Origin of the sequence: Pseudomonas sp. NPDC087626, assembly GCF_044743405.1 — a bacterium.
Classification (GTDB): Bacteria; Pseudomonadota; Gammaproteobacteria; order Pseudomonadales; family Pseudomonadaceae; genus Aquipseudomonas.
Genome location: NZ_JBIUWJ010000003.1, coordinates 15,548 through 38,609, shown reverse-complemented (window position 1 = coordinate 38,609; position 23,062 = coordinate 15,548). Strand labels below are relative to the sequence as shown.

The following is a 23,062-nucleotide window of genomic DNA, read 5'->3' as shown; positions in this document are numbered from 1 at the left end:
TAGCTCTTTGGCTGTCATTCGACGGCGGACGCTTCAATCTTGTCCAGGCGCGGCGACTTGCTGTTGCAACGACGCTGGTCCTGACGCTGGGCTACTTCTTGTACCTCACGGCGAGTGACAAGATCAGCCAAGCTGATACCGCTGAGAAATTCGTGGATTTGCAGGCTCAGATCACACCACAAGTGGTGGGTCAGACAGGTATCGCCGCCGTGGCAATCACCCAGACCCTGGCACTTGGTAGCGTCAACCGATTCATTTACCGCGTCGATTACCTGAGCAACCTGGATCCCCTGCATGTCACGCGACAGCTGGTAGCCGCCGCCAGGACCACGAACACTGGAAACCAGGTTGCTGCGGCGCAACTTGGCGAAAAGCTGTTCGAGGTAGGACAGGGAAATGCCTTGGCGCTCGGAAATGTCAGCCAGGGACACAGGCCCATGCTGCGCGTGCAACGCCAGGTCAAGCATGGCGGTGACAGCGTATCGGCCTTTTGTAGTCAGTCGCATGGACAATTACCGCGGAGTTTCGGGATGGGAGGAGTATGCAATTCCCGAGTATTTAAGTCAACTATAAGACCTAGTACTTTAGTCAGGTTTACCTGCAAAAGAGCGCGCGTATCATAGCAAAGGCTGGCCGCTAACAGCCAGTAGTACCGCGTGATCGTTCATCGCGGGCGAGCCCGCTCCCACAGGGATTTTCGGTGCTAACACAGGCTGTGCATCACCGAAGACCTTGTGGGAGCGGGCTCGCCCGCGATGGGGGCGACTCGGCCTAGCTGGCCTGGGTCTGATCCTTGTCTTTCACACAGGCGAAATCTTCTTCGCGCAACTCAGGCAGATCCTTGGCACAGTAAGGGCTGCCGAGGTCTTTCAGCGCGCCGCACATCCCTTCCAGACGACCATCCACCGCCTGCAGGTGGTCGAGCAACTGACCAATGGCCCGTGCCACCGGGTCAGGCATGTCTTCGCCGACACCGTAGGCATCAAATCCGATCTTCTCGGCCATGGCCTTGCGCTTGGCCTCCTGCTCGTCGTCGGACTTGACGATGATCCGCCCTGGAATCCCGACCACAGTCGCACCGGCCGGCACCGCCTTGGTCACCACCGCATTGGAGCCGACCTTGGCGCCCGCCCCCACGGTGAACGGCCCCAGCACCTTGGCGCCGGCACCCACCACCACACCATCTTCCAGCGTCGGGTGGCGCTTGCCTTTATTCCAGCTGGTACCGCCCAGGGTCACGCCCTGATACAGCGTCACGTCATCACCGATCTCGGCGGTTTCACCAATGACGATGCCCATACCGTGATCAATAAAGAAGCGTCGGCCGACCTTGGCACCCGGGTGAATCTCGATCCCGGTCAACCAGCGACCGAAGTTCGATACCAACCGCGCCAGCCATTTCCAGCCCCAGCCCCACAGCGCCGCCGACAGGCGATGAATCCAGATCGCGTGCATGCCCGGGTAGCAGGTCAGCACTTCGAATGCATTACGTGCCGCCGGGTCTCGGTGGAAAACGCTCTGGATATCTTCACGCAAACGCTCGAACATCATTAATCCTTCCGCTTAAGGAGCTCACCACGGGCCGCTTTCTGGGTTTCCGTGAGGATGCCACGCAAAATATTCATCTCCGCCCGGCTGACCGAGCTTCGTCCGTACAGCCGGCGCAGGCGCGCCATCAAGTGCCGCGGTTTTTCCGGATCGAGAAACTCGATGGCCACCAGGGTCTGCTCCAGGTGCTCATAGAATCGCTCCAGCTCATCCATGGTCGCCAGCTCACCGCTCTTGGTGGACGCCACTTCTTCCTTCTCGACCTTGCTTGGCTGGCCTTGCGCGGCCAACCAGGACATGCGCACTTCATAGCTCAACACCTGCACCGCGGCCCCCAGGTTCAGCGAGCTGAACTCAGGGTCCGAAGGAATGTGCACGTGATAATGACATCGCTGCAGCTCTTCATTGGTCAGGCCGGAATCTTCACGACCAAACACCAAGGCAATCTCGGCACCGGACGCCGCCTCCTCGACCACCTTGGTCCCGCACTCGCGCGGATCGAGCAGCGGCCAGGGAATGCGACGATCGCGCGCGCTGGTGCCAAGCACCAGGTTACAGCCCACCAGCGCATCTTCCAGGGTGGCGACCACTTGTGCGTTTTCCAGGATATCGCCGGCACCCGAAGCCCGCGCATCGGCCTCGTGATGGGGAAACAGCCGCGGCTCCACCAGCACCAGGCGCGACAGCCCCATGTTCTTCATGGCACGCGCAGCCCCACCGATGTTTCCCGGATGACTGGTATTGACCAGGACGACACGAATGTTCTGCAGCAAGGGAGGCGCTCTCTGACAGGGAATTTGGTCGCAAATCTTACAGTTCATCCTAAAGTTAAGCTACGAAAGCAAACGTCGTCGTTCACCTGTAGAAACTTTCTGCTAGAATGCTCGGCTTTCTTTAACAACCTTAGGTGACACATCCATGCAGCCCATGCTGAATATCGCGCTGCGCGCCGCCCGCAGCGCCAGTGAATTGATTTTCCGCTCCATCGAGCGCCTGGATACCATCAAGGTCGATGAAAAAGACGCCAAGGACTACGTGTCCGAAGTGGATCGCGCGGCCGAACAGAAAATCGTCGACGCCCTGCGCAAAGCCTACCCGAACCACTCGATCCTCGGCGAAGAGACCGGCATGCACGCCGGCACCGGTATCGAAGGCGAAGAGTACCTGTGGATCATCGACCCACTGGACGGCACCACCAACTTCCTGCGTGGCATCCCCCACTTCGCCGTCAGCATCGCCTGCAAATACCGTGGTCGCCTGGAACACGCCGTGGTCCTGGACCCGGTTCGCCAGGAAGAGTTCACCGCCAGCCGTGGCCGTGGCGCCCAACTGAACGGTCGTCGCCTGCGCGTCAGCGGTCGTACCAGCCTGGACGGCGCCCTGCTGGGTACTGGCTTCCCGTTCCGTGACGACCAGATGGACAATCTCGATAACTACCTGGGCATGTTCCGCGCCCTGGTTGGCCAGACTGCCGGCATCCGCCGCGCTGGCGCCGCGAGCCTGGACCTGGCGTACGTCGCCGCCGGCCGTTTCGACGCATTCTGGGAGTCGGGCCTGTCCGAGTGGGACATGGCTGCAGGCGCCCTGCTGATCCAGGAAGCAGGCGGCCTGGTGAGCGACTTCACCGGCGGTCACGACTTCCTCGAAAAAGGCCACATCGTTGCCGGCAACACCAAATGCTTCAAGGCAGTCCTGACGGCCATCCAGCCGCACCTGCCAGCCTCGCTGAAACGCTAAGCTTCCAGCGACAGAGAAAGCACCCTGCGGGGTGCTTTTTTTATGCCTGCCATTTGCCCTCCTACAGGGGATTGCGGCGGTGCATGGATCGCGGGCACAAAAAAGCACCCCGCAGGGTGCTTCTTTTTTAATCTGAACCCTTTATTGAGCCGGTTCGTTCTGGCCCAGGACCAACTGACCTTCCTTGTTGACCGGAATCTGGTTGCCTGGATCGCGATCCATGCGCACCTTGCCTTCCTTGCCGTCGAGCGAATAACGCACGTCGTAGCCTACGACCTTGTCGCTGATGTCATTGACCGTGTTGCAGCGGGTTTGCGTGGTGGTATAGGTGTCACGCTCCTGCATGCCCTCCTGCACCTTGTTACCGGCATAACCGCCACCTACCGCACCAGCGACCGTGGCGATCTTCTTGCCGGTGCCGCCACCGATCTGGTTACCCAACAGGCCACCGGCCAGCGCACCGACCACGGTACCTGCGATCTGGTGTTGATCCTTGACCGGCGCCTGACGGGTCACGGTCACGTCCTTGCACACTTCACGTGGAGTCTTGATCTGTTTCTTGACCGGCTCAACGGCCAGTACTTGCGCATACTCAGGGCCGCTTTTTACCAGGCTGTAGGTGGCAACAGCACCCCCGGCAGTCACACCGACAGCACCCAATACCGCACCAACCAGCAACGACTTGTTCACATGAACCTCCTGACCATCACATGCGGGACATGCCCGCGCTTCTCCCAGCCTTGGAGCACAAAAAAAGGCGCGAGTTCAATACTCGCGCCTTTTTGGGTACTACCAAGTGGGAAAACGTCTCAAGGACGGTCGTCCACTTCCTTATCGGTGTTGACCGTAGGGATCAGGTCTTCACTGCTCAGGTTCAGCCAGATCAGCACCACGTTGGCGATGTAGATCGACGAGTAAGTACCCGCCAATACACCCACCAGCAGGGCCAGGGAGAAGCCGTACAGGTTGTCGCCACCGAAGAACAACAGCGCGGCGATCGCCAACAGGGTCGAAACCGAGGTGGCAATGGTGCGCAGTAGGGTCTGGGTGGTCGAGATGTTGATGTTCTCGATCAGCGTCGCCTTGCGCAGTACGCGGAAGTTCTCACGCACCCGGTCGAACACCACGATGGTGTCGTTGAGCGAGTAACCGATGATCGCCAGTACCGCCGCCAGCACCGTCAGGTCGAAGGTGATCTGGAAGAACGACAGGATACCGATGGTCACGATCACGTCGTGGATCAGCGACACGATGGCCCCGACCGCAAATTTCCACTGAAAGCGGAACGCCAGGTAGATCAAGATGCCGCCCAGCGCCATGAGCATGCCGAGGCCGCCCTGGTCGCGCAGTTCTTCACCTACCTGCGGGCCGACGAACTCGACGCGCTTGACCACGGCCGGGTTGTCGCCGCCGACCTTCTGCAAGGCCTCAGCTACCTGGTGACCCAGTTGCGGGTCTTCGCCTGGCATGCGCACCAGCAAATCGGTGGTCGCACCAAAGCTCTGCACCACCGCCTCGTGATAACCCGAGGTAACCAGCTGCTCACGCACCTTGGTCACATCGGCCGGACGCTCATAGGTCAGCTCGATCAGCGTACCGCCGGTGAAGTCCAGGCCATAGTTCATGCCCTTGGTGGCAACACTGAACAACGCCAGCACCGTGAGGAACAATGTGACGCCGAACGCTACGTTGCGAACGCCCATGAAGTTGATTGTACGTAACATGGCAGCCCCTTAAATCCACAACTTCTTGAAGTCACGACCGCCGAAGATCAGGTTGACCATCGCACGAGTAACCATGATGGCCGTGAACATCGAGGTCAGAACCCCGAGGGACATGGTCACGGCGAAGCCCTTGACCGGACCTGTGCCCATGGCAAACAGAATCCCGCCCACCAGCAAGGTGGTCAGGTTGGCGTCGAGAATCGCGGTGAATGCGCGCCCGAAACCTTCGTTGATCGCCCGCTGCACCGTCATGCCCGCCGCGATCTCTTCACGAATCCGCGAGAAGATCAGTACGTTGGCGTCGACCGCCATACCCATGGTCAAGACGATACCGGCGATGCCTGGCAGGGTCAGGGTTGCACCCAGCAGCGACATCAGAGCCAGCAGCAACACCATGTTCACGCCCAGCGCCACGGTGGCGATCAAGCCGAAGAAGCGGTAGATGGCCATGATGAACAGCGACACGAACAGCATGCCCCACAGCGACGCATCGATACCCTTGGTGATGTTGTCAGCACCCAGGCTTGGACCGATGGTACGTTCTTCAGCGAAGTACATCGGGGCCGCCAGACCACCGGCGCGCAGCAGCAACGCCAGCTCCGAGGATTCGCCCTGGCCGTTCAGGCCAGTGATGCGGAACTGCGCGCCCAGCGGCGACTGGATAGTCGCCAGGCTGATGATCTTCTTCTCTTCCTTGAAGGTTTGCACCGCCACGTCTTTCTCGACGCCGTCGACGACCTGCTTGACGTAGGTGGTCACCGGACGTTGCTCGATGAAGATCACCGCCATGCTGCGACCGACGTTGGAGCGGGTAGCACGGTTCATCAGCTCGCCGCCATGACCGTCCAGGCGAATGTTCACCTCTGGGGTGCCGTGCTCGCCGAAACCGGCCTTGGCGTCAGTTACCTGGTCGCCAGTGATGATCAGGCCACGCTCGATCTGCGCAGGAGGACGCTTGCCCTCGCGGAATTCGAACATCTCGGAAGTGGCTTTGGACGCGCCCGGCTCTGCTGCCAGACGGAACTCAAGGTTGGCCGTCTTGCCCAGGATTCGCTTGGCTTCGGCAGTGTCCTGCACGCCTGGCAGTTCAACCACGATGCGGTTGGCACCCTGACGCTGAACGATAGGCTCGGCAACACCCAGCTCGTTGACGCGGTTACGTACCGTGGTCAAGTTCTGCTTGATGGAGTACTCACGGATTTCCGCCAGCTTGGCCGGGGTCATCGCCAGACGCAGTACCGGCTGACCATTGAGGTCGGCGGGAACAATGTCGAAATCGCTGAAGCTCTTGCGGATCAGTGCACGGGCCTGTTCGCGGGCTGCTTCATCAGTGAAGCCCAGCTGGATGGCACCGTTGAGTTGCGGCAGGCTGCGATAGCGCAGGCGCTCTTTGCGCAACAGGCTCTTGACGTCGCCTTCGTAGACTTTCATGCGGGCGTCGATGGCTTTGTCCATGTCCACTTCCAGGAGGAAGTGCACACCACCGGACAAGTCCAGACCCAGCTTCATCGGGTGCGCGCCGAGGCTGCGCAGCCATTGCGGGGTAGTTTGTGCCAGGTTCAGTGCAACGACATAGTCATCACCCAAGGCCTTGCGCACGACATCCTTGGCCGGAAGCTGGTCTTCCTGCTTGGTCAGGCGAATCAGGCCGCCCTTGCCGTTGGCTGCCAGCGTGGCTGCCTTGACGGTGATCCCGGACTCGTTGAGCGCTTTGCTCACACGATCCAGATCCGCCTGATTGACCTGCAGCGCAGTGCTTGCACCGCTGACCTGAATGGCCGGGTCATCAGGGTAAAGATTGGGAGCGGAATAAACCAGACCGATCGCCAGCACCGCCAGGATCAGTACGTATTTCCACAGAGGGTATTTGTTCAGCATCACGCCGCCCGCTTATGACGCGGGGCGCCTTGCGCGCCCCGTCGATTGGTAGAAGATGAAACTCAGATCGCTTTCAGCGTGCCTTTTGGCAGCGTGGCAGCGATGGCGCCTTTCTGGAACTTCAGCTCTACCGAGTCAGAAACTTCGAGAACCACGAAATCATCCGCTACTTTGGTGATCTTGCCGGCGATGCCGCCAGAGGTCACAACTTCATCACCTTTTTGCAAGTTGCTCAGCAGGTTCTTCTGCTCTTTGGCGCGTTTGGCCTGTGGACGCCAGATCATCAGGTAGAAGATGACCAGGAAACCGACCAGGAAAATCCACTCAAAGCCAGTGCCAGCAGGGCCGGCAGCAGGTGCAGCGGCGTCTGCCATCGCATTCGAGATAAAAAAGCTCATTTAGCACTCCAGTTGCAGAATTAGTGTCTTAAACGTTTTAAAACTCAGTCCAAAGGCGGAACAGGCAACCCGCGCTTGGCATAGAAGGCATCGACAAAGGCGGCCAATGTACCCTGTTGAATAGCCTCGCGCAAACCAGCCATAAGCACTTGGTAATGGCGCAAATTGTGGATGGTATTGAGCATGCTTCCCAGCATTTCGCCGCACTTGTCCAGATGATGCAGATAAGCGCGGGAGAAGTTCTGGCAGGTATAGCAATCGCAGGTCGGATCGAGCGGCGAATCATCATGGCGATGAAACGCGTTACGGATCTTCAGCACACCAGTATCAATGAACAGATGCCCATTGCGGGCATTACGGGTTGGCATCACGCAATCGAACATGTCCACCCCGCGGCGCACACCCTCAACCAAGTCTTCCGGCTTGCCAACACCCATAAGGTAACGAGGTTTGTCAGCCGGCATCTGACCCGGAAGGTAGTCCAGCACCTTGATCATCTCGTGCTTGGGCTCGCCCACCGACAGGCCGCCAATGGCCAGGCCGTCAAAACCGATCTTGTCGAGGCCTTCCAGGGAGCGCATGCGCAGGTCCTGGTGCATGCCGCCCTGAACGATCCCGAACAGCGCCGCGGTGTTCTCGCCATGGGCGTTTTTCGAACGCTGGGCCCAGCGCAGCGACAGCTCCATGGAGATCCGCGCTACGTCTTCGTCGGCCGGGTACGGCGTGCATTCGTCAAAAATCATCACGATGTCGGAGCCCAGGTCACGCTGGACCTGCATCGACTCTTCCGGACCCATGAACACCTTGGCGCCGTCCACCGGCGAGGCGAAGGTCACGCCCTCCTCCTTGATCTTGCGCATGGCGCCCAGGCTGAACACCTGGAAACCACCGGAGTCGGTCAGGATCGGGCCTTTCCACTGCATGAAATCGTGCAGGTCGCCGTGCTTCTTGATCACTTCAGTGCCAGGACGCAGCCACAGGTGGAAGGTATTACCCAGGATGATCTCGGCGCCCGTGGCCTCGATATCCCGCGGCAACATGCCCTTGACCGTGCCGTAGGTACCCACCGGCATGAACGCCGGGGTCTCGACGGTGCCACGCGGGAACGTCAGGCGCCCCCGACGGGCTTTGCCGTCGGTGGCCAAAAGTTCGAAAGACATACGACAGGTGCGACTCATGCTGTTTCCTCTGGGCCGCGCGGTGCGGGATTGCGGGTGATGAACATCGCATCACCGTAGCTGAAAAAGCGGTACCCATGCTCGACGGCTGCCTGATAGGCGGCCATGGTCTCGGGATACCCGGCGAACGCCGAAACCAGCATCAACAGCGTGGATTCGGGCAAATGGAAGTTGGTGACCAGAGCATCGACCACATGGAACGGCCGGCCCGGAAAAATAAAGATATCGGTGTCGCCGCTGAACGGCTTGAGCACGCCATCGCGCGCTGCACTTTCCAGCGAACGCACGCTGGTGGTCCCCACGGCCACCACCCGCCCGCCGCGCGCCCGACAGGCCTCCACTGCATCCACCACGTCCTGGCCGACTTCCAGCCACTCGCTGTGCATGTGGTGGTCTTCGAGCTTCTCGACACGCACCGGCTGAAAGGTCCCAGCCCCCACGTGCAGAGTCACGAACGCAGTCTCGATGCCCTTGGCGGCAATTGCCTCCAGCAGCGGCTGATCGAAATGCAGCCCCGCCGTCGGCGCCGCCACTGCGCCCAGGCGCTCGGAGTACACCGTCTGGTAGCGCTCGCGGTCGGCGTCTTCATCCGGACGGTCTATATAAGGAGGCAGCGGCATATGCCCGACGCGGTCGAGCAGCGGCAACACTTCCTCGGCAAACCCCAGCTCGAACAGCGCATCGTGGCGCGCCAGCATCTCGGCCTCGCCCCCACCGTCGATGAGGATCTTCGAGCCAGGCTTGGGCGACTTGCTGGAGCGCACATGGGCCAGCACGCGGTGACTGTCGAGCACCCGCTCCACCAGAATCTCCAGCTTGCCGCCGGAAGCCTTCTGGCCAAACAGCCGCGCCGGAATCACCCGGGTATTGTTGAATACCATCAAGTCGCCCGGGCGCAAATGCTCAAGCAAATCAGTGAATTGACGGTGCGCCAGGGTGCCGCTAGGCCCATCCAGGGTCAGCAGGCGACTGCCGCGCCGCTCAGCCAAAGGGTGGCGAGCGATCAGCGAATCAGGGAGTTCGAAAGTAAAGTCAGCAACGCGCATGATGGGGTTCGTCTAGCAGGGCCGGGAAGTCTAGCGGAAATATCAAAAATTCTCCATGTACCTGATTGACCGACGGTTATCTCCTCTCTATACTTCGCCGCCATTGAGCCCTGATGGCGGAATTGGTAGACGCGGCGGATTCAAAATCCGTTTTCGAAAGGAGTGGGAGTTCGAGTCTCCCTCGGGGCACCATATAGCAGTAACTGAAAGCCTCTACCAGGCTTTCAGACCCAAAGAAACCGGCCATTTGAGCCGGTTTTTTTGTGCCTGTATGTTTACCCCTGCCCCCAGATGCCGCACGCAACTCAAGGACGATTCATGAACAGGATGCTCTGTGCCGCGCTGAGCCTTTCGATTATCGCGTCATCCTTGATCGGGTGCGCTGCAAAACCTGTGAAGGAACCGCTCAAAGTCCCTCAGGTTTACGGCTACACCTTGAATCAGCCGCTTTCCAGCGATGAGTTCAAGGCGCTTTCCGCTCCCGGAGGCGAGAACGGCATGGGCTCCCAGGTTTTCAATCGTATCGATGAGCAAGGCGATCTCTATGAGGTCTTGCTAGATGGGCGGATCCGCCCGGAACTTATCCGCAAGGAAAGTCGTGCTTTTGCCAGTCAACCTGAGTGCGCGGCTGAGTTTGAGGCGCAGATTGCCCAGTTGCAGCAGCTCTTTGCCAGTTACGACACACCGACTCGCGGACTAGGGCCGGAAAGTCGAACGCTCGTGCCGGGGGACCGCTATATCAGCGTAAACACTACGCAGTGCAGAATCCGTCAGTATGATCAGACGGGAACCCATCGTTATGCCGTGAGCCTGTCCGAGAACACTGTCACGGCTCCATCTGAACGAGGCGTGGGCGATAAGATCGACGATGCCTACGAGGGCGTATGGATCACTGTGCTCATGATCCCCCTGTTGCCGTTTGTGCTGGTGGGCTGGGCCGTTGACAAGGCCACCGATTGAGCTTGGTTCGGGCTCGGTTTTAGCGCGAGGGGCAGTCCGATTTTGAGGTTACCTGGGGGTAAGCGGTTGCTGCCGCATAACTAACCGAAGCCTGGATAGCTGTCCTCAGGCTTCTGGAGAGCGCTTGACCGGGAACGAGACGAAAGGCTTGATCTCCTTGAGCACAAACATACTCTGCATCTCTTTGATGCCAGGCAGCTGTCGGACCACCGACATAGCAAAGTCAGAAAAAGAGTCGAGATCACGCGCCACTACCTGCATCAGGAAGTCCGCGTCGCCACCGATGCTGTAGCACGCCACCACACCCTCCAGCTGCATCACTTGCTGCTCGAACTTCTGGGCCTCGGCTTCGCTGTGATGGTCGATTCTGACCCTTACAAACACCATCACCCCTAACCCGATCTTGCGTCGGTCCAACACCGCCCGGTAGCCCTGAATATAACGATGCTCTTCCAACTGGCGAACTCTGCGCCAGCAGGGCGAGGCCGACATGCCGATCTGGTCGGCCAGGGTCTGGTTGGTGATCCTGCCATCCTGCTGCAAGGCTGTAAGGATTTTAATATCTGTCAGACTGAGCATCTGATCGGTCATAAATTCCCACCTCTCGCAATAAAGAGGTAAATCCTACCAGAACCGATCCTCCCACGGATCAAAGTAGAAAAAAATTACCCGTCTAAAGGCGATAGTATTTCTTCAGCATCTGACATCGGATTTACAGGCCCTCAGCCTCCAGGCACAAATCGATAAATACATCCACGACGGACTGTAATTATGCGGAAAAATGATTGTGGGTAAGTGATCGCGACCTTGGTCTGACGTCATTGATAAAATCAACATAGATGGAATCGAGGTGTATATGTATTTCGATGCTGCCGTTCACAAATGTGTAATTGTCGTCGACAACACGCTGGGGTTGGGACATGCAGTAAATGCGCTAAGCGTCATAGGTGTCAGTCTAGGACGTTCGGTAGAGGGTCTGGTTGGACCTGCCCTGCAAAGCAGTGACGAGGTTAATTACCCTGGAGTCATATACGCACCTTTGCCCATTTTGCGATCCAGCAGTGATTACTTGCACGAACTCCATAAGAAGGCGCTGCTGGACAATGAAATTCATAGCATGCCCTTCAGCGCCCTGGCGCAATCCTGCAAGACGTATCAGGAATATGAGGCGCGCATCTGCGAGGCCGATAGTTCAGGCATAGAGTTGGTGGCCATTGGTTTGGTCGGGCCACAGAAAAGCATCAGCAAGTTGACGGGCAATCTTTCGTTATTTAAATGAACTGCTGAGATGCCGTATTGTTTAGAACGCAGCCATGGCGTAGATGAAAGACTGAAGTGAAGTCGTTTAATCTTGACTTCCGAGTATGTAAGAAACCAGCACCTAATAATAAACAATCCGAGAAAAGCGATATGCTCAACGTATCACAAGCACTTACCTATACGGCAGCGCTGGGCATCGCAGCGGCCATTCCCGGTCCGGGCATGGCAGCGCTGGTAGCACGGAGCGTCAGCGGTGGCACACTATCGGGCTTTTGCCTGCTGTTTGGGTTGATACTCGGCGATCTGACTTACTTGTCATTTGCCATCTTTGGACTGGCGATGATTGCCGCGCACTTCGATGCACTGTTCCAATTGGTGCGCTGGGCGGCTGCGCTGTACCTGTGCTATCTGGCTTGGCAATTCTGGTTCGCCAACCATCAGGCTATTGAAATAGGTCACCCAGCGAAGAAAAAGGAACTGCTGTCGGCGGCGATATCAGGCCTGACTATTACCTTGGGCAACCCGAAGACCATCGGCTTCTATCTTGCGTTGTTGCCGCTCGTGATCAACCTTGAAACAGTCTCGCTACAGACGTGGGGACTGATGCTGGTGCCATTGACCATTCTCGTTCTATTGGGTGTTGGCACACTGTTCATTGTCAGCGCGGTGCGTGTCCGGCACCTGCTATCGAGCCTGAAAGCCCAGCAGTGGCTGTTCCGCGGCGCGGCGGCGATCATGGTAGTGGCCGCCGCGGCGATGCTGATTACTTGAAGCACGCAGTGGTATCCGATCTCGCAACAGCTTCATGCGCCCCCGAGTCCAGCAGTGCCCATGGCACCTGTGGGCGTGCTCATCAGCGCTAGCGTTTCCAGTGCATTGGCGAGGAAGTCGACAAATACCCGCACTTTCTGCGGCACATGCCTATGGCTCGTGTAAAGCGCATAGATCGAGCGCCGAGGCATCGATTGCCCGGAGAGCACCTGCAGCAACTGGCCGCTGTCGAGCAAAGGCTGGGCGATGAACGAAGGCAGAGCGCCAATACCCAGGCCTGCCTGCAACATGTCGCTCAGCATCAGGCTGTTGTCCACCGCAAGGCGCACTGGCAGTTCCAGGCGGCTACTGCCTTGCGGGCCTTGCAGGTGCCAACTGTCGGGGTACTCGGCCAGGCGATAGGCCAGGCAGCTGTGTTCGCGCAGATCTTCAACACTCTGGGGAGTGCCTTTGGCTTGCAAATAGACCGGAGCGGCGCAGATCACCTGCTGAACTTCGCCCAAGCGTCGGGCGATCAGCGAGGAGTCGGGCAGACGGCTGCGGATCCTCAGCGAAACATCAAAACCCTCGCTGACTACGTCCAACAGGCGGTCGTTCAGGGTGAGTTCGACCTTGAGTTCTGGGTAGCGCTGCATGAACGCCACCAAGATCGGCGACAGCACCTTGAGGCCAAACGACAGCGGCGCGTTGACCCGTAAACGACCGCTGGGTTCGCTGGCGCCGACCTGGGTCGCACGTTCCAGGGCGTCCAGTTCATCGAGCAGGTGGCAGCATTCGCTGAAGTACGCCTGGCCGGCCTCCGACAAGCTCATACGGCGAGTGGTGCGCAGTAGCAGCAGGCTGCCCAGGCGCGCCTCCAACTGTCGTACCTGTTTGCTCACTGCGGCTGTGGATTGCCCGAGGTCGACGGCGGCAAGGCTGAAGCTATCGCGCTCAACCACGCGGCGAAAGGTACGCATGGCCACCAACACATCCATATTGTTTCTCCTGGGTTGAATATCAATCAATCAGAGGCCTGATTATCTATCAATTAGCAACCCATAACATGGCTGCTCCCCTTACAGGAGTCATGGCATGTTGTTGAGTTCGTGGATCAAAAACCTTACCGGGCTGGCCGTCTTGTCGGTGCTCAGCTCACTGTGCAGCGCTGGCGCGCCGGTCAAGTCCGAGGTGGGTATCAGCCCTTGGGGCGAGAAGGATGAGATCGGGCGTCTGAACCTGATGACCCCGCAGTCGCAGGCAGCAATCATGTCCCGGGTCAATGGGGCCCAGGCCTACGACCTGGCGGTGGAGTATTTTGTCGGCATGCCCAGTTGGCAAGCAGCAGGTGACCCGCCGTACCAGATGTGGATGACCCACACCCCACACGGCAACGTCATCGCCGACCCGATGCAGGTTGGCCAGCCGATGAATCAACACGTCAGCTACAGCGGCTCGGCGGTGTCCATGTATGCCCACATGGGCACCCACATCGACGCGCTCAATCACTTTGGCCTCGACGGCAAGATCTGGAACGGCTTTCGTGCCGACCAGCACTTGGGCGACCGAGGCTGGAATGTCACGGGAGCAGAAAAGCTGCCACCGATCATCGCTCGCGGGGTGATGATCGATGTGGCCGCAGCCAAGGGCCTGGAGCAATTGGCGGACAGCTACCGAATCACCCGCAGTGATTTACAGCAGGCGCTGGCCAAGCAGCGAGTGGCGCTGGAAAAGGGCGATGTGGTGCTGATTCGCACCGGGCGCATGCGTGACTATGAGCACGCCCAGGTCTACATGGCCAACCCGCCGGGCCTGAGCCTGGATGCGGCGAAGTTTCTGGTGGAGACCAGCGGCGCCATGGTGGTCGGTGCCGACAACTTGAGTTTTGAGACTTTCCCTTCCGAGGTCGAGGGCAACTATCTGCCGCTGCACACCTATCTGTTGGCCATGCAGGGCGCGCCGATCATTGAGTTGGTGAATTTGGAAGGTTTGTCCCGGGATCAAGTCTACCAATTCGCCTTTGTCGGAGCCTCGTTGAAGCTGCGCGGAGCGGATGCGGCGCCGATGCGTCCGATAGCCTTGCCCATCCACTGAGGATGCGGCACTACTTTTTCAGGAGATCACCATGTCGACACCTTCCCCTATGCTGACCTTGTCCAACCCGCCGGGGCTATATGACCCCAGCGCTAACGGCTACTCGCATGTCGCCCTGGTGGCTGCCGGCGCCCGACTGGTCTTTATCGCCGGCCAAGGCGGGGAAACTGCCGATGGCCAACTCTCGACCGACTTTACCGATCAGGTACGCCAGGCCCTGGCCAACTTGCAGGTGGCTTTGCGTTCAGTCGGCGCCGAGGTCGGCCATGTGGCCAAACTCACGGTATTAATCGTCGATCACAGCCATGCCCGCCTTGAGATTTTCGGTGCGCAATTGCAGCAACTTTGGGGTTCCTCGCCGACACCGGCCTGTACCTTGATACCTGTGCCGCGTCTGGCGCTGGATGGCATGTTGTTCGAAATAGAAGCAGTGGCGGTGCTACCCGACTGATAGTTCGAACAAGACACAGCGAGCCCGTGAAACAACAGTTTCACGGGCTTGAGGTTGAAGTTTGCGAGACGCTACCCTAGAAACTGGTGCGCAGGGTAAAGGTCATGTTTCGCGGTGCACCATAGTAGTTTTGCGACTCTACTGGCCCGGTCTGAGCGTAATAGACACGGTCGAAGATGTTTTCGATGTTCATCGACAGGTTCACGTTTTTGCTGATGTCGTAGGCTATACGGCCGTTGTAGAGGGCGTAGCCCGAACCTTCGTGCTTCACACCGCTGCCCAGCATGTAGGTTCCACTCTGAATACGCGTTCCGACACCTACCTGCCACTTGGCGAATTCGTCAGGCAGTGTGTAGTTGGCCCACACCCGCGCCGCATGAGCGGGCATCTGGGTCAGGAAGCTACGGCCTTCCAGGCTGACATCGTCGGGGTTTTCCAGGTAGCGACTGCGGGTGTAGGTGTAGCTGGCGCTGAGTTGCAGCCCGGTCATGACCTGGCCGTTGATCTCGGCTTCAAACCCCTCTGAACGGACTTTGCCTCCGGCGATATAGCAAAGCGTGGTGTACGGGCTAAAGCACGGCGAGGGAAAAGACTGGTCGATCTGTGCCCGACCATTGAAGTTTGTCTGGTAGATCGCGAACGAGGTGTTGAGAGCGCCCTCGTAAAACTCGCCTTTGAGGCCCAACTCGTAGGTTTCTCCAGAGCGTGGGGCTAAGGTATTGCCGGCATACGTCATGTAGTCGGTTTGCGGGGAGAAGATTTCGGCGTAGCTGGCATACGCCGACCAGTTATGCGTCAGTTCATATACCAGCCCGTAGAAGGGAACGACCTTGGCATTGGTTTTCTGGCCGGTGGGTTTAGAGACGCCGCTTGGCTCGGCGATCTGGTCCTGGCTGTAATCCCACCAACTGACGCGGGCACCGATGATGACGTCCAGTGGATCAAGCACGTTCATCCGCAAGGAACCATAGACGCCCTGCTGGTCGAGCGTTGACTTAACGGTGCGGTAGCGGGCCAGGCGATCATAATCTGGCGGGATGAATTCGAGGATGTTCGGAATGTTTTCGGTTTCTGCATACCACTGGGTGTCATAGCGACCAGAGTCGCGCTTGGCGTGCGTGGCGTTGGCCCCGAGGATGACTTCGTGGCGGCGTTCGAACAGTTCGAAGTGCCCGTTGAGGTACGCGTCGGTGTTGTACTGATAGTTATTTTCCGAACGGCTTTCCGCCCAGTTGTAGCCACCGCCATGGGTCAGCGGATCAATCAGGCCGCCGGTGTTGCTGTAAATGGTGTCCAGATTCATTTTGGTGTAGTTGGTGGTCAGGCTCATCCGCCAATCGTCGTTGAGCTGGTGCTTGGCTTCGAGGAACACCTGAGTGGTTTCCACATCGTTGTAGTCCGATGGCGAACTCAGGTTGGTCGAACGTTTCCAGTCAATGTTCGCACCGGTCTTGTAGGCTGGAAGGCCGAAGTCCATCACCCCACGATTGTTCACGTTCTGGTAGGAAAAACCGGTGCTTATCAGGGTTTGTGGCGACAGGTCGAACTCAAGGACGCCATAGGTCGAAGACCGCTCGGTCTTGGCGTTGTCATAAAAGTACCCACGATCGCCGTAGGAAGTTACCAAACGGCCCCGAACACTCTTGTCTTCGTTAAGCGGACCCTGGACGTCGACTTGCTGTTGATAGTTGTCCCAACGCCCCGCGGATGTAGTGGTGCCCAGGTGGAAGTCCGCTGATGCACGTTTGCGCACCAGGTTGATGGCACCACCCGGCGAACCGGCACCCTGAAACAGGCCGGCTGAACCCTTGAGGAATTCAACGCGTTCGTAGGGCACCAGGTCAGCCCAGTTCTGCGAGGTAATGCTGTTGCTGTTGGGCAGCGGAATGCCGTTGATCTGGTAGTTGTCGATCTGGTAACCGCGGGCGTAAGGCTGGTTGTCCCCCACCATATAGCCGTAGGTGATCACGCCGGGCAGGACGTTGTAGACGTCATCCAGGGTCTGGATGTTCTGGTCCTTGATGCGCTGGGCGGTGAGTACCGTAATGCTCTGTGGAATATCCTTGAGGGGACGCTCGCTTTTACCGATGCTTACGGCGCCCGTGGTGTATGAGCGGGTGTCCTCGGTATTGATGCCCAAACCGGCGCCCTGAATGGTGGTAGCACCCAGTTCCAGTGCGTCGCCCTGGTAGGGAGCGGCAATCAGGTAGCTGCCATCGGCGGTTTTTTGCGCCACCAGGCCGGTGTTACCGACGATACGCTCCAGCGCCTGCTCAACGCTCAGTTGCGCATGCAGGGCGCTCGCCTGACGACCTTCGGCAACGTCAGTGGCGAACAGTATTCGGCTCCCGGTCTGCGCCGCCAGCGCGTTCAGTGATTTATCCAGCGCCTGTGCCGGGATATCCAGCGAATAAACAGGGCCTTGTGCGTTGACGGTGCCTGCCAGTATCAGGCCGCTCGCGAGCAAGCTCAGGCGAAGCGATGACGTGTTCTTACCCATGATTTCCCCATTCGAACAGTCGATAAAAGCGTTCTTCATGGGATTGGCGTATGGGCCGAGCCAGATGTTGAGGTTGATCTGGAAATAATTCTCATTTGTTTAAAGGACGGTATTTTTATCAGCGAGCTTTACTGAAAGTGATGCTGCCGTCGGCCGCGCGCGCGAGGCTTACTGGCAGGATCGATGGCAGCAGGCCGATCAGCGCTTCGACCGAGTTGCTGTCAAATTCGCCGGAGAGGCGCAATTCGCCGACCTGCGCATCTGCCAACCGCAACGGTTTGCTACGGTAATGCTGAAGGTCCGCGATCACCTCGCTCAAAGGGGTGCCGTCAAAGCGCAACTTGTTCTGACGCCAGGCGGTGAGGGCCGCGACATTGACTGGCCGCACGTCGCCAAAGTGGCTCGATGACGCCCGCAGTTGCTGGCCGCCGTTCAGTCTGACGGCTGCAGAACGATTGCTGCTGACCTCAACGGCACCCTCGATTACAGCCACGTCCACGCCACGAGCATCACTGCGCACATCAAATACCGTACCGATGTCCCGGACACTGACGCCTTGGCTGCGCACGATAAAGGGCGTGTCGGCATGCACGACGGTGAACAGCGCTTCGCCGTGACGCAGTTCCAATTGGCGGCTGCGCAGGCGCTTCTCAATGATCAAGTGACTGCCGGAATTCAACTCGACGCGGCTACCGTCGGCCAATTCAAGCTGTTGCCGTTGGCCTAGTGCGACCTGAACATCTTCGGTGTGCCAGGCGGGGTCGAGTAACCACACGGCACTGCTCAGAGCCAGGACCAGAAGGCCGCCGCAAGCCGCATTCCTGCGTTTACGGCGGCTGTCAGTCATTGCCTTGCCTTCGGCCAGCAAGGCCTCCCTGGACGGAACGCGCTCGCGCAAAGCTTCGGCAAACGGTTGCAACGGATCGTCCAGGTCGGGGCGGCGTTTTTTGTCGAGCGTGTCCGGCCGATTCATGTTTTCACCTGCTTCTGTTGCCGCACAAGCCGGCGTGCAGGCTCCCAGCGCAGAATGATGGCGGCCATTGCACGGCCAAAATGCTGGGTGACCATATTCAGGGAAATATCCAACTCATCGGCAATTTCACGTTGCGGCATGCCATGGATACGGTGCAGCAAAAATACCTGGCGCTGGCGCGCCGGCAGCGCCTCGATGATTGCCAGCAGGGCATGCACGTGTTGTTCGAATTCGACTGCCCGTGCACCGTCCCAACTGTCCATTCCCTCTTCCGGTGACTGGTGCGTCAGAACATACAGGCTGCGAGTGCGCTCGGCGCGGATGCGGTCGATGGCGCGGTTGAAACTCATTTTGCGCAGGAATGCCAAAGGCAGTGCGACTTTTTCCTGGGGCGGCTTTTCGAGAATCTGGATACAAACGTCGTGAACAAGATCACGAGCAAAGTGTTTGCCGTTGAAACGAAGCCGGATGTACTCCACCAGCGAATCGTAGTGAAGGGTCAGCGCAGTCATCAGCTCTTCATTGGGCGACGTCTTCGACATGGTAAGCAAACGGCATTGATGAGAATGTGTCTCATTGTATCGTCATCTTTGCGGCGTTTGCGAGCCGTCCGATGTTGTTCATTAAACTGATATGAAGTCCAACGCAGTTGCTCTTGAGAAACCCTCAGGGCCCCCGCCAGCTTTTCAGCGCCCCCGCCACGATTCAATGCGCTATCCGATTGCGACGAGTATCGTGTTTGCCATCGATACCCTCGCTACGGATCGGATGATGACCAGAAGCATTTTCTACGCCTTGGGTGCCGCCGCGCTCTTTGGTGCCAGCACACCGCTTGCCAAGGTTCTGGGGCTAGACGTCCCTGCAGTCTTGCTCGCCGGGTTGCTGTACCTGGGAAGCGGCTTGGGCTTGACGATCAGTCGGTTAATCCGTGATCGCGGCTGGCAGCCTGTCGGTTTAACTGCATCCGAGTGGCCGTGGCTGATTGGCGCCATTGTTTTCGGCGGGGTGCTGGGGCCGGTGTCATTGATGTTTGGACTGACCCTTACCTCTGGCACTACCGCTTCGCTGTTGCTGAACCTTGAGGCCGTGTTGACCGCACTACTTGCGTGGATGGTTTTCAAGGAGAACGCTGATAGGCGGATCGTCGTTGGAATGATCGCGATAGTGGCAGGCGGCGTAATGCTGGGCTGGCCGCAAACTTCAGCACAGAGCAATGGCTGGGTTGGCCCGGCTGCAGTAGCAATCGCATGTCTTTGTTGGGCCGTCGATAACAACCTTACTCGGAAGGTTTCAGCATCGGACGCCTTGTTCATTGCAGGTATCAAGGGATTGGTCGCCGGGGTGGTCAATTGCACCCTGGGGGTTGCGCTTGGCATGCATCTCCCCGAGTGGTCTCTGCTCGCCCCCACCCTCCTCGTAGGTTTCCTGGGATACGGCGTGAGCCTGGTGCTTTTCGTGCTGGCTTTGCGGGGACTGGGAACAGCTCGGACCGGCGCGTATTTCTCTACCGCTCCCTTCTTGGGAGCAGCTATTTCAATTCTGTTTCTGGGCGAAGCCGTGTCATGGGAGTTTTGGGTTGCTGCGGGCCTGATGGGGATTGGAGTCTGGATCCACCTCACCGAGAGTCATTCACACGAACATCAACACGATCCGCAGACACATGACCATCAGCACGTTCACGACGAGCACCATCAACATGAACACGCCTTTGAGTGGGATGCATCTGAGCCTCATAGCCATGTGCACAAACACGCCCCCATACTCCATAGCCACCCGCACTTTCCTGATATCCATCATCGGCATAAACACTGAGGGGCAGCCCTCGGCATAGCGCCGTATCTGAAGCCAGCGGCGCCAACCGCACCCACACAGACCGACTAGACTCCACCACTCCAGTGCCGCAGGTCCCTGTAGGCACTCCCCTAAGCTGTCATTCCCACCGAATTGAACTGAGTACACAATCATGTGTGAATCATGCGATTCAAGCTCTGTTTCAAAAGTGAACACTCGTCGTCATTTTCTTCGTCTTGCCGGATTGGGAGCTGGCGCCCTGCTGCTGGCCGGCGCTCTGCCCGGCAGGCTTGCGCAGGCAGCCGAAGCAACCTCCGCACCGCCCAAACCGAAAAACGTCATCAGCCCGGATGAGGCACTCAAAAGGCTGATGGCCGGCAATGAACGTTACGTCAGCGGTAACTCCGAAACCCACGATTTCAAGGACGAGCGTGAAGCCTTGGTCTCCGGCCAGAATCCTTTCGTGGCAGTCCTCAGTTGCTCCGACTCGCGTATCGCACCCGAGTACGCGTTTGATACCGCACGCGGCGATCTGTTCGCCATACGCGTGGCGGGCAACTTCGTTACCGATGAAGGTCTGGCGAGTCTTGAATACGGTGTCGCGGTGCTGGGGGCACCGCTGATCCTGGTCTTGGGGCATGAGCGGTGCGGCGCTATCGAGGCCGGTATCAAAGCCGTCAAGGATCACACGGTGTTCCCCGGGCACATCCCGAAACTGACGGACGCACTCAAGCCCTCTATCGAAAGCGTGCTCAAGCAACCAGGGGAACTGGTGGAAAACGCCACCGTGCAAAACGTCAAAAACTCGGTCGAGCGCCTGAAGAAAGCCACTCCCCTGCTGAGCGATGCACTGGACAAGGGCAATCTGAAAATCGTCGGCGGCATCTATCGCCTGGCAACCGGTAAAGTCGAGCTGATTGCCTGAGTCGCGCTGGCTGCAATCCTCTACCCCTGAGATATAATCGGCCAGCCAGTTAAAAAGAGACCTTGTTTATCAAGGTCTTTTTTCGCCCATAGAAAAGTGACCCAAACCACCGCACAAGGACCTACTCCCATGGACCGCCCCCTGGAAACCGTCGCCCTCTTCGCCCTCAAGCTGGTTCACGAGAGCGAAGGTCAAAGCCCGATCCTGCGTGACGATCCGGTCATGGACGACTACCAGCGGGAGGTTTTCCAGTTGCTGGTGCGCCGTGGTGATGTGGCGGCGATCCAGTTGAAAGTGGCGACCTGCGTTGACCTGGCGCTGGCGGCCCTGGGCGGGGTGGACAAACCCATGGGCCGTGAGCTGCAGCGCCTGGCCGCGGAGTTCAGCCAGGCGCAGACGCTGGAGCAGATGCAGGTTCCGCTCCTGGCGCTCAGGGACTACCTGAAAGACATTCAGTGAGGGCCCTGGCGCGCCCTACTCGTCCTTGCCCGACGCGCGTACTGCGACTTCGATCGCCCGCACGCTGATCGCCGCGAATATCGCAGTCATCAGCACGCCGTTGAACCCCAGCAGAATGGCCAGCACCCGCGAGACGCCCAGCTTGGGTACCAGCTCGCCATAACCGATGGTCAAGCCGGTCACGAAGCCGAAGTAGATGCCGTCCAACGGCGCCCACCCTTCCAGGTGGCTGATGATCAGGCCGCACACCACGATCAGCAAAAACAGGATGGAGAAAATCGGCCAGACGACGCGAAAGTAGAATCCGACGGCTTTGTAGAACTCACGGCGCACGTGCGCTGAATGCGTGGATGTCATGGTGTGGGCTTCCTGGGGGTGATGACCCATTGGGGGACCCCATCAGCTTGGCACAGGCCTCGGAAAATCGAGGTCAATTGTTGATTATTTGTGTTCAACGGCCGCCGCTGTCCTGGGCTGCGGTCGGCGGCCCTGGATCAACCCTGCCACCAGCGCTGCCAGTATCAACAGGATCGACAGTCCTTCATTGATATCCACTCGGTGGCCCAGCATCAGCACCGAGCCGGCAACCCCGAACACCGGGATCAGCAACGACAGCGGCGCCACCCGGGACACCGGATACTCGCGCAGCAACAGGTTCCAGCCCCAGTAACAGAAGTGAGTCGCCGCGTAGACCTGGAACAGCAGGGAAAACAGCGCCAGCCACTCGAAGTGCCGGACCAGCCCGGTAAAAGGCGCCGAGCCATGGGCCAGCCAGGTCAGGAACAACAAGGGAATCGGCGGAAACAGGCTGGCCCACACCACAAAGGCAAACATCTCACGCACTTTCGACTGTTTGATAATGACGTTACCGACACTCCAACTGAATGCGCTGACCAACAACAGCGCATACCCCAGGGTCGTGGCCTGGCCGGGACTGTTGACGATGATGCACAGCAAGCCCACCACGGCCAGCCCCACGCCCACCAGCTGGCCGAGACGCAAGCGCTCGCGAAACAGCAGCACGCCCCAGCCCAGGGTGAAAAAGGCACTGAACTGGACCAACAGTGCCGCCGTCCCGGGCGGCACCCCAAGCTCGATGCCCAGGTTGATCAACGCCCACATCGCCACCCCAAAAATCAGGCCATAGGCCGCCAACCAGCCCAGGGCGATCGGCGGACGGCGGACAAAAAACACCCAGGGTAACGCTGCCAGGGTGAAGCGCAGGGCCGTCAGCAACAGCGGATCAATCGCCGCCAGGCCCAGCTTGGTCACCGGAAAGTTCAGACCCCAGACCGCCGTCACCAACACGGCGAGGATCAGGTGTTTGTTTTGCATGCTCGGCCATTCCACAAAATGAGGCCGACACTATGGACAATGAACGCCACGGCCC

General features: G+C 58.7%; 25 protein-coding genes and 1 tRNA gene. 10 read left to right on the top strand and 16 right to left on the bottom strand.

Going from position 1 to position 23,062, the window contains the following annotated elements; translation table 11 throughout:
- Positions 1-14: 14 nt before the first annotated feature.
- From iscR to trmJ, 3 genes are all read right to left on the bottom strand, one after another.
- Positions 15-506 carry a Fe-S cluster assembly transcriptional regulator IscR gene (gene iscR / locus ACIOVD_RS03760; protein ID WP_095166055.1) on the bottom strand — a complete coding sequence of 164 codons (492 nt, stop codon included), beginning with the start codon at positions 504-506 and terminating at the stop codon, positions 15-17.
- Positions 507-771: 265 nt separating this feature from the next.
- Positions 772-1,548 (bottom strand): serine O-acetyltransferase, encoded by a 777-nt coding sequence (gene cysE, locus ACIOVD_RS03755; RefSeq protein WP_095166057.1) that lies wholly within the window; start codon positions 1,546-1,548, stop codon positions 772-774.
- Positions 1,549-1,550: 2 nt separating this feature from the next.
- Positions 1,551-2,321, bottom strand: coding sequence for a tRNA (cytosine(32)/uridine(32)-2'-O)-methyltransferase TrmJ (trmJ, locus tag ACIOVD_RS03750; RefSeq protein ID WP_159997807.1), 771 nt, complete (start codon positions 2,319-2,321; stop codon positions 1,551-1,553).
- A gap of 145 nt (positions 2,322-2,466) precedes the next feature.
- Between trmJ and suhB the strand changes: the two genes are divergently transcribed.
- Positions 2,467-3,285, top strand: a complete 819-nt coding sequence (suhB, locus tag ACIOVD_RS03745; RefSeq protein ID WP_003185165.1) for an inositol-phosphate phosphatase — start codon at positions 2,467-2,469, stop codon at positions 3,283-3,285.
- Between the two features lie 141 nt (positions 3,286-3,426).
- On the opposite strand, the gene ACIOVD_RS03740 is transcribed toward suhB, so the two are convergent.
- The 6 genes from ACIOVD_RS03740 to queA all read right to left on the bottom strand — a co-directional run bounded on the left by ACIOVD_RS03740 (position 3,427) and on the right by queA (position 9,509).
- The gene (locus tag ACIOVD_RS03740; protein ID WP_095166060.1) at positions 3,427-3,975 is read right to left on the bottom strand and encodes a glycine zipper 2TM domain-containing protein; all 549 of its coding nucleotides are present in this window, start codon (positions 3,973-3,975) and stop codon (positions 3,427-3,429) included.
- 119 nt (positions 3,976-4,094) lie between these two features.
- Positions 4,095-5,009 (bottom strand): protein translocase subunit SecF, encoded by a 915-nt coding sequence (gene secF, locus ACIOVD_RS03735; protein ID WP_095166062.1) that lies wholly within the window; start codon positions 5,007-5,009, stop codon positions 4,095-4,097.
- 9 nt (positions 5,010-5,018) lie between these two features.
- Positions 5,019-6,887 (bottom strand): protein translocase subunit SecD, encoded by a 1,869-nt coding sequence (secD, locus tag ACIOVD_RS03730; RefSeq protein WP_095166064.1) that lies wholly within the window; start codon positions 6,885-6,887, stop codon positions 5,019-5,021.
- A gap of 62 nt (positions 6,888-6,949) precedes the next feature.
- On the bottom strand, positions 6,950-7,285 hold the full coding sequence (yajC, locus tag ACIOVD_RS03725; protein ID WP_095166066.1) for a preprotein translocase subunit YajC: 336 nt from the start codon (positions 7,283-7,285) through the stop codon (positions 6,950-6,952).
- A 44-nt stretch (positions 7,286-7,329) separates the two neighbouring features.
- Positions 7,330-8,445, bottom strand: a complete 1,116-nt coding sequence (tgt, locus tag ACIOVD_RS03720; protein WP_166592911.1) for a tRNA guanosine(34) transglycosylase Tgt — start codon at positions 8,443-8,445, stop codon at positions 7,330-7,332.
- Positions 8,446-8,459: 14 nt separating this feature from the next.
- The gene (gene queA, locus ACIOVD_RS03715; RefSeq protein WP_401126219.1) at positions 8,460-9,509 is read right to left on the bottom strand and encodes a tRNA preQ1(34) S-adenosylmethionine ribosyltransferase-isomerase QueA; all 1,050 of its coding nucleotides are present in this window, start codon (positions 9,507-9,509) and stop codon (positions 8,460-8,462) included.
- A 107-nt stretch (positions 9,510-9,616) separates the two neighbouring features.
- On the opposite strand from queA, the gene ACIOVD_RS03710 reads away from it, so the two are divergent.
- Positions 9,617-9,701 (top strand) — tRNA-Leu (locus ACIOVD_RS03710).
- Between the two features lie 126 nt (positions 9,702-9,827).
- Positions 9,828-10,469 carry a hypothetical protein gene (locus tag ACIOVD_RS03705; RefSeq protein WP_095166080.1) on the top strand — a complete coding sequence of 214 codons (642 nt, stop codon included), beginning with the start codon at positions 9,828-9,830 and terminating at the stop codon, positions 10,467-10,469.
- A gap of 105 nt (positions 10,470-10,574) precedes the next feature.
- On the opposite strand, the gene ACIOVD_RS03700 is transcribed toward ACIOVD_RS03705, so the two are convergent.
- Positions 10,575-11,060, bottom strand: a complete 486-nt coding sequence (locus ACIOVD_RS03700) for an Lrp/AsnC family transcriptional regulator (protein WP_095166082.1) — start codon at positions 11,058-11,060, stop codon at positions 10,575-10,577.
- A gap of 265 nt (positions 11,061-11,325) precedes the next feature.
- On the opposite strand from ACIOVD_RS03700, the gene ACIOVD_RS03695 reads away from it, so the two are divergent.
- Together ACIOVD_RS03695 and ACIOVD_RS03690 are read left to right on the top strand one after the other, a co-directional pair.
- Positions 11,326-11,748: a DUF2000 domain-containing protein gene (locus ACIOVD_RS03695; RefSeq protein ID WP_401126217.1), complete on the top strand. Its 423-nt coding sequence runs from the start codon at positions 11,326-11,328 to the stop codon at positions 11,746-11,748.
- Positions 11,749-11,879: 131 nt separating this feature from the next.
- Positions 11,880-12,500 (top strand): LysE family translocator, encoded by a 621-nt coding sequence (locus ACIOVD_RS03690; protein ID WP_401126385.1) that lies wholly within the window; start codon positions 11,880-11,882, stop codon positions 12,498-12,500.
- Between the two features lie 32 nt (positions 12,501-12,532).
- Here ACIOVD_RS03690 and ACIOVD_RS03685 read toward each other — a convergent pair whose 3' ends face one another.
- Positions 12,533-13,477 (bottom strand): LysR family transcriptional regulator, encoded by a 945-nt coding sequence (locus ACIOVD_RS03685; protein ID WP_401126215.1) that lies wholly within the window; start codon positions 13,475-13,477, stop codon positions 12,533-12,535.
- 97 nt (positions 13,478-13,574) lie between these two features.
- On the opposite strand from ACIOVD_RS03685, the gene ACIOVD_RS03680 reads away from it, so the two are divergent.
- Together ACIOVD_RS03680 and ACIOVD_RS03675 are read left to right on the top strand one after the other, a co-directional pair.
- Entirely contained in the window at positions 13,575-14,573 is a 999-nt protein-coding gene (locus tag ACIOVD_RS03680; protein WP_401126213.1) for a cyclase family protein, read from the top strand.
- Between the two features lie 31 nt (positions 14,574-14,604).
- Complete coding sequence (locus ACIOVD_RS03675; protein WP_401126211.1) at positions 14,605-15,024, top strand: RidA family protein; 420 nt, start codon at positions 14,605-14,607, stop codon at positions 15,022-15,024.
- A 76-nt stretch (positions 15,025-15,100) separates the two neighbouring features.
- Here ACIOVD_RS03675 and ACIOVD_RS03670 read toward each other — a convergent pair whose 3' ends face one another.
- From ACIOVD_RS03670 to ACIOVD_RS03660, 3 genes are all read right to left on the bottom strand, one after another.
- Positions 15,101-17,524 carry a TonB-dependent siderophore receptor gene (locus ACIOVD_RS03670; RefSeq protein WP_401126208.1) on the bottom strand — a complete coding sequence of 808 codons (2,424 nt, stop codon included), beginning with the start codon at positions 17,522-17,524 and terminating at the stop codon, positions 15,101-15,103.
- Between the two features lie 118 nt (positions 17,525-17,642).
- Positions 17,643-18,497: a FecR family protein gene (locus ACIOVD_RS03665; protein WP_401126206.1), complete on the bottom strand. Its 855-nt coding sequence runs from the start codon at positions 18,495-18,497 to the stop codon at positions 17,643-17,645.
- The gene (locus ACIOVD_RS03660) at positions 18,494-19,009 is read right to left on the bottom strand and encodes an RNA polymerase sigma factor (RefSeq protein ID WP_095166148.1); all 516 of its coding nucleotides are present in this window, start codon (positions 19,007-19,009) and stop codon (positions 18,494-18,496) included. The genes ACIOVD_RS03665 and ACIOVD_RS03660 overlap by 4 nt, the downstream gene beginning before the upstream one ends.
- Positions 19,010-19,268: 259 nt before the next feature.
- On the opposite strand from ACIOVD_RS03660, the gene ACIOVD_RS03655 reads away from it, so the two are divergent.
- The 3 genes from ACIOVD_RS03655 to ACIOVD_RS03645 all read left to right on the top strand — a co-directional run bounded on the left by ACIOVD_RS03655 (position 19,269) and on the right by ACIOVD_RS03645 (position 21,672).
- The gene (locus tag ACIOVD_RS03655) at positions 19,269-20,309 is read left to right on the top strand and encodes an EamA family transporter (protein ID WP_401126383.1); all 1,041 of its coding nucleotides are present in this window, start codon (positions 19,269-19,271) and stop codon (positions 20,307-20,309) included.
- 151 nt (positions 20,310-20,460) lie between these two features.
- Complete coding sequence (locus tag ACIOVD_RS03650) at positions 20,461-21,213, top strand: carbonic anhydrase (RefSeq protein WP_401126204.1); 753 nt, start codon at positions 20,461-20,463, stop codon at positions 21,211-21,213.
- A gap of 129 nt (positions 21,214-21,342) precedes the next feature.
- Positions 21,343-21,672, top strand: coding sequence for a hypothetical protein (locus ACIOVD_RS03645; RefSeq protein ID WP_401126202.1), 330 nt, complete (start codon positions 21,343-21,345; stop codon positions 21,670-21,672).
- Positions 21,673-21,687: 15 nt separating this feature from the next.
- On the opposite strand, the gene ACIOVD_RS03640 is transcribed toward ACIOVD_RS03645, so the two are convergent.
- Positions 21,688-22,029 (bottom strand): potassium channel family protein, encoded by a 342-nt coding sequence (locus tag ACIOVD_RS03640; RefSeq protein ID WP_320332968.1) that lies wholly within the window; start codon positions 22,027-22,029, stop codon positions 21,688-21,690.
- An 84-nt stretch (positions 22,030-22,113) separates the two neighbouring features.
- The gene (locus tag ACIOVD_RS03635) at positions 22,114-23,007 is read right to left on the bottom strand and encodes an EamA family transporter (protein WP_401126199.1); all 894 of its coding nucleotides are present in this window, start codon (positions 23,005-23,007) and stop codon (positions 22,114-22,116) included.
- Between the last annotated feature and the right edge of the window lie 55 nt (positions 23,008-23,062).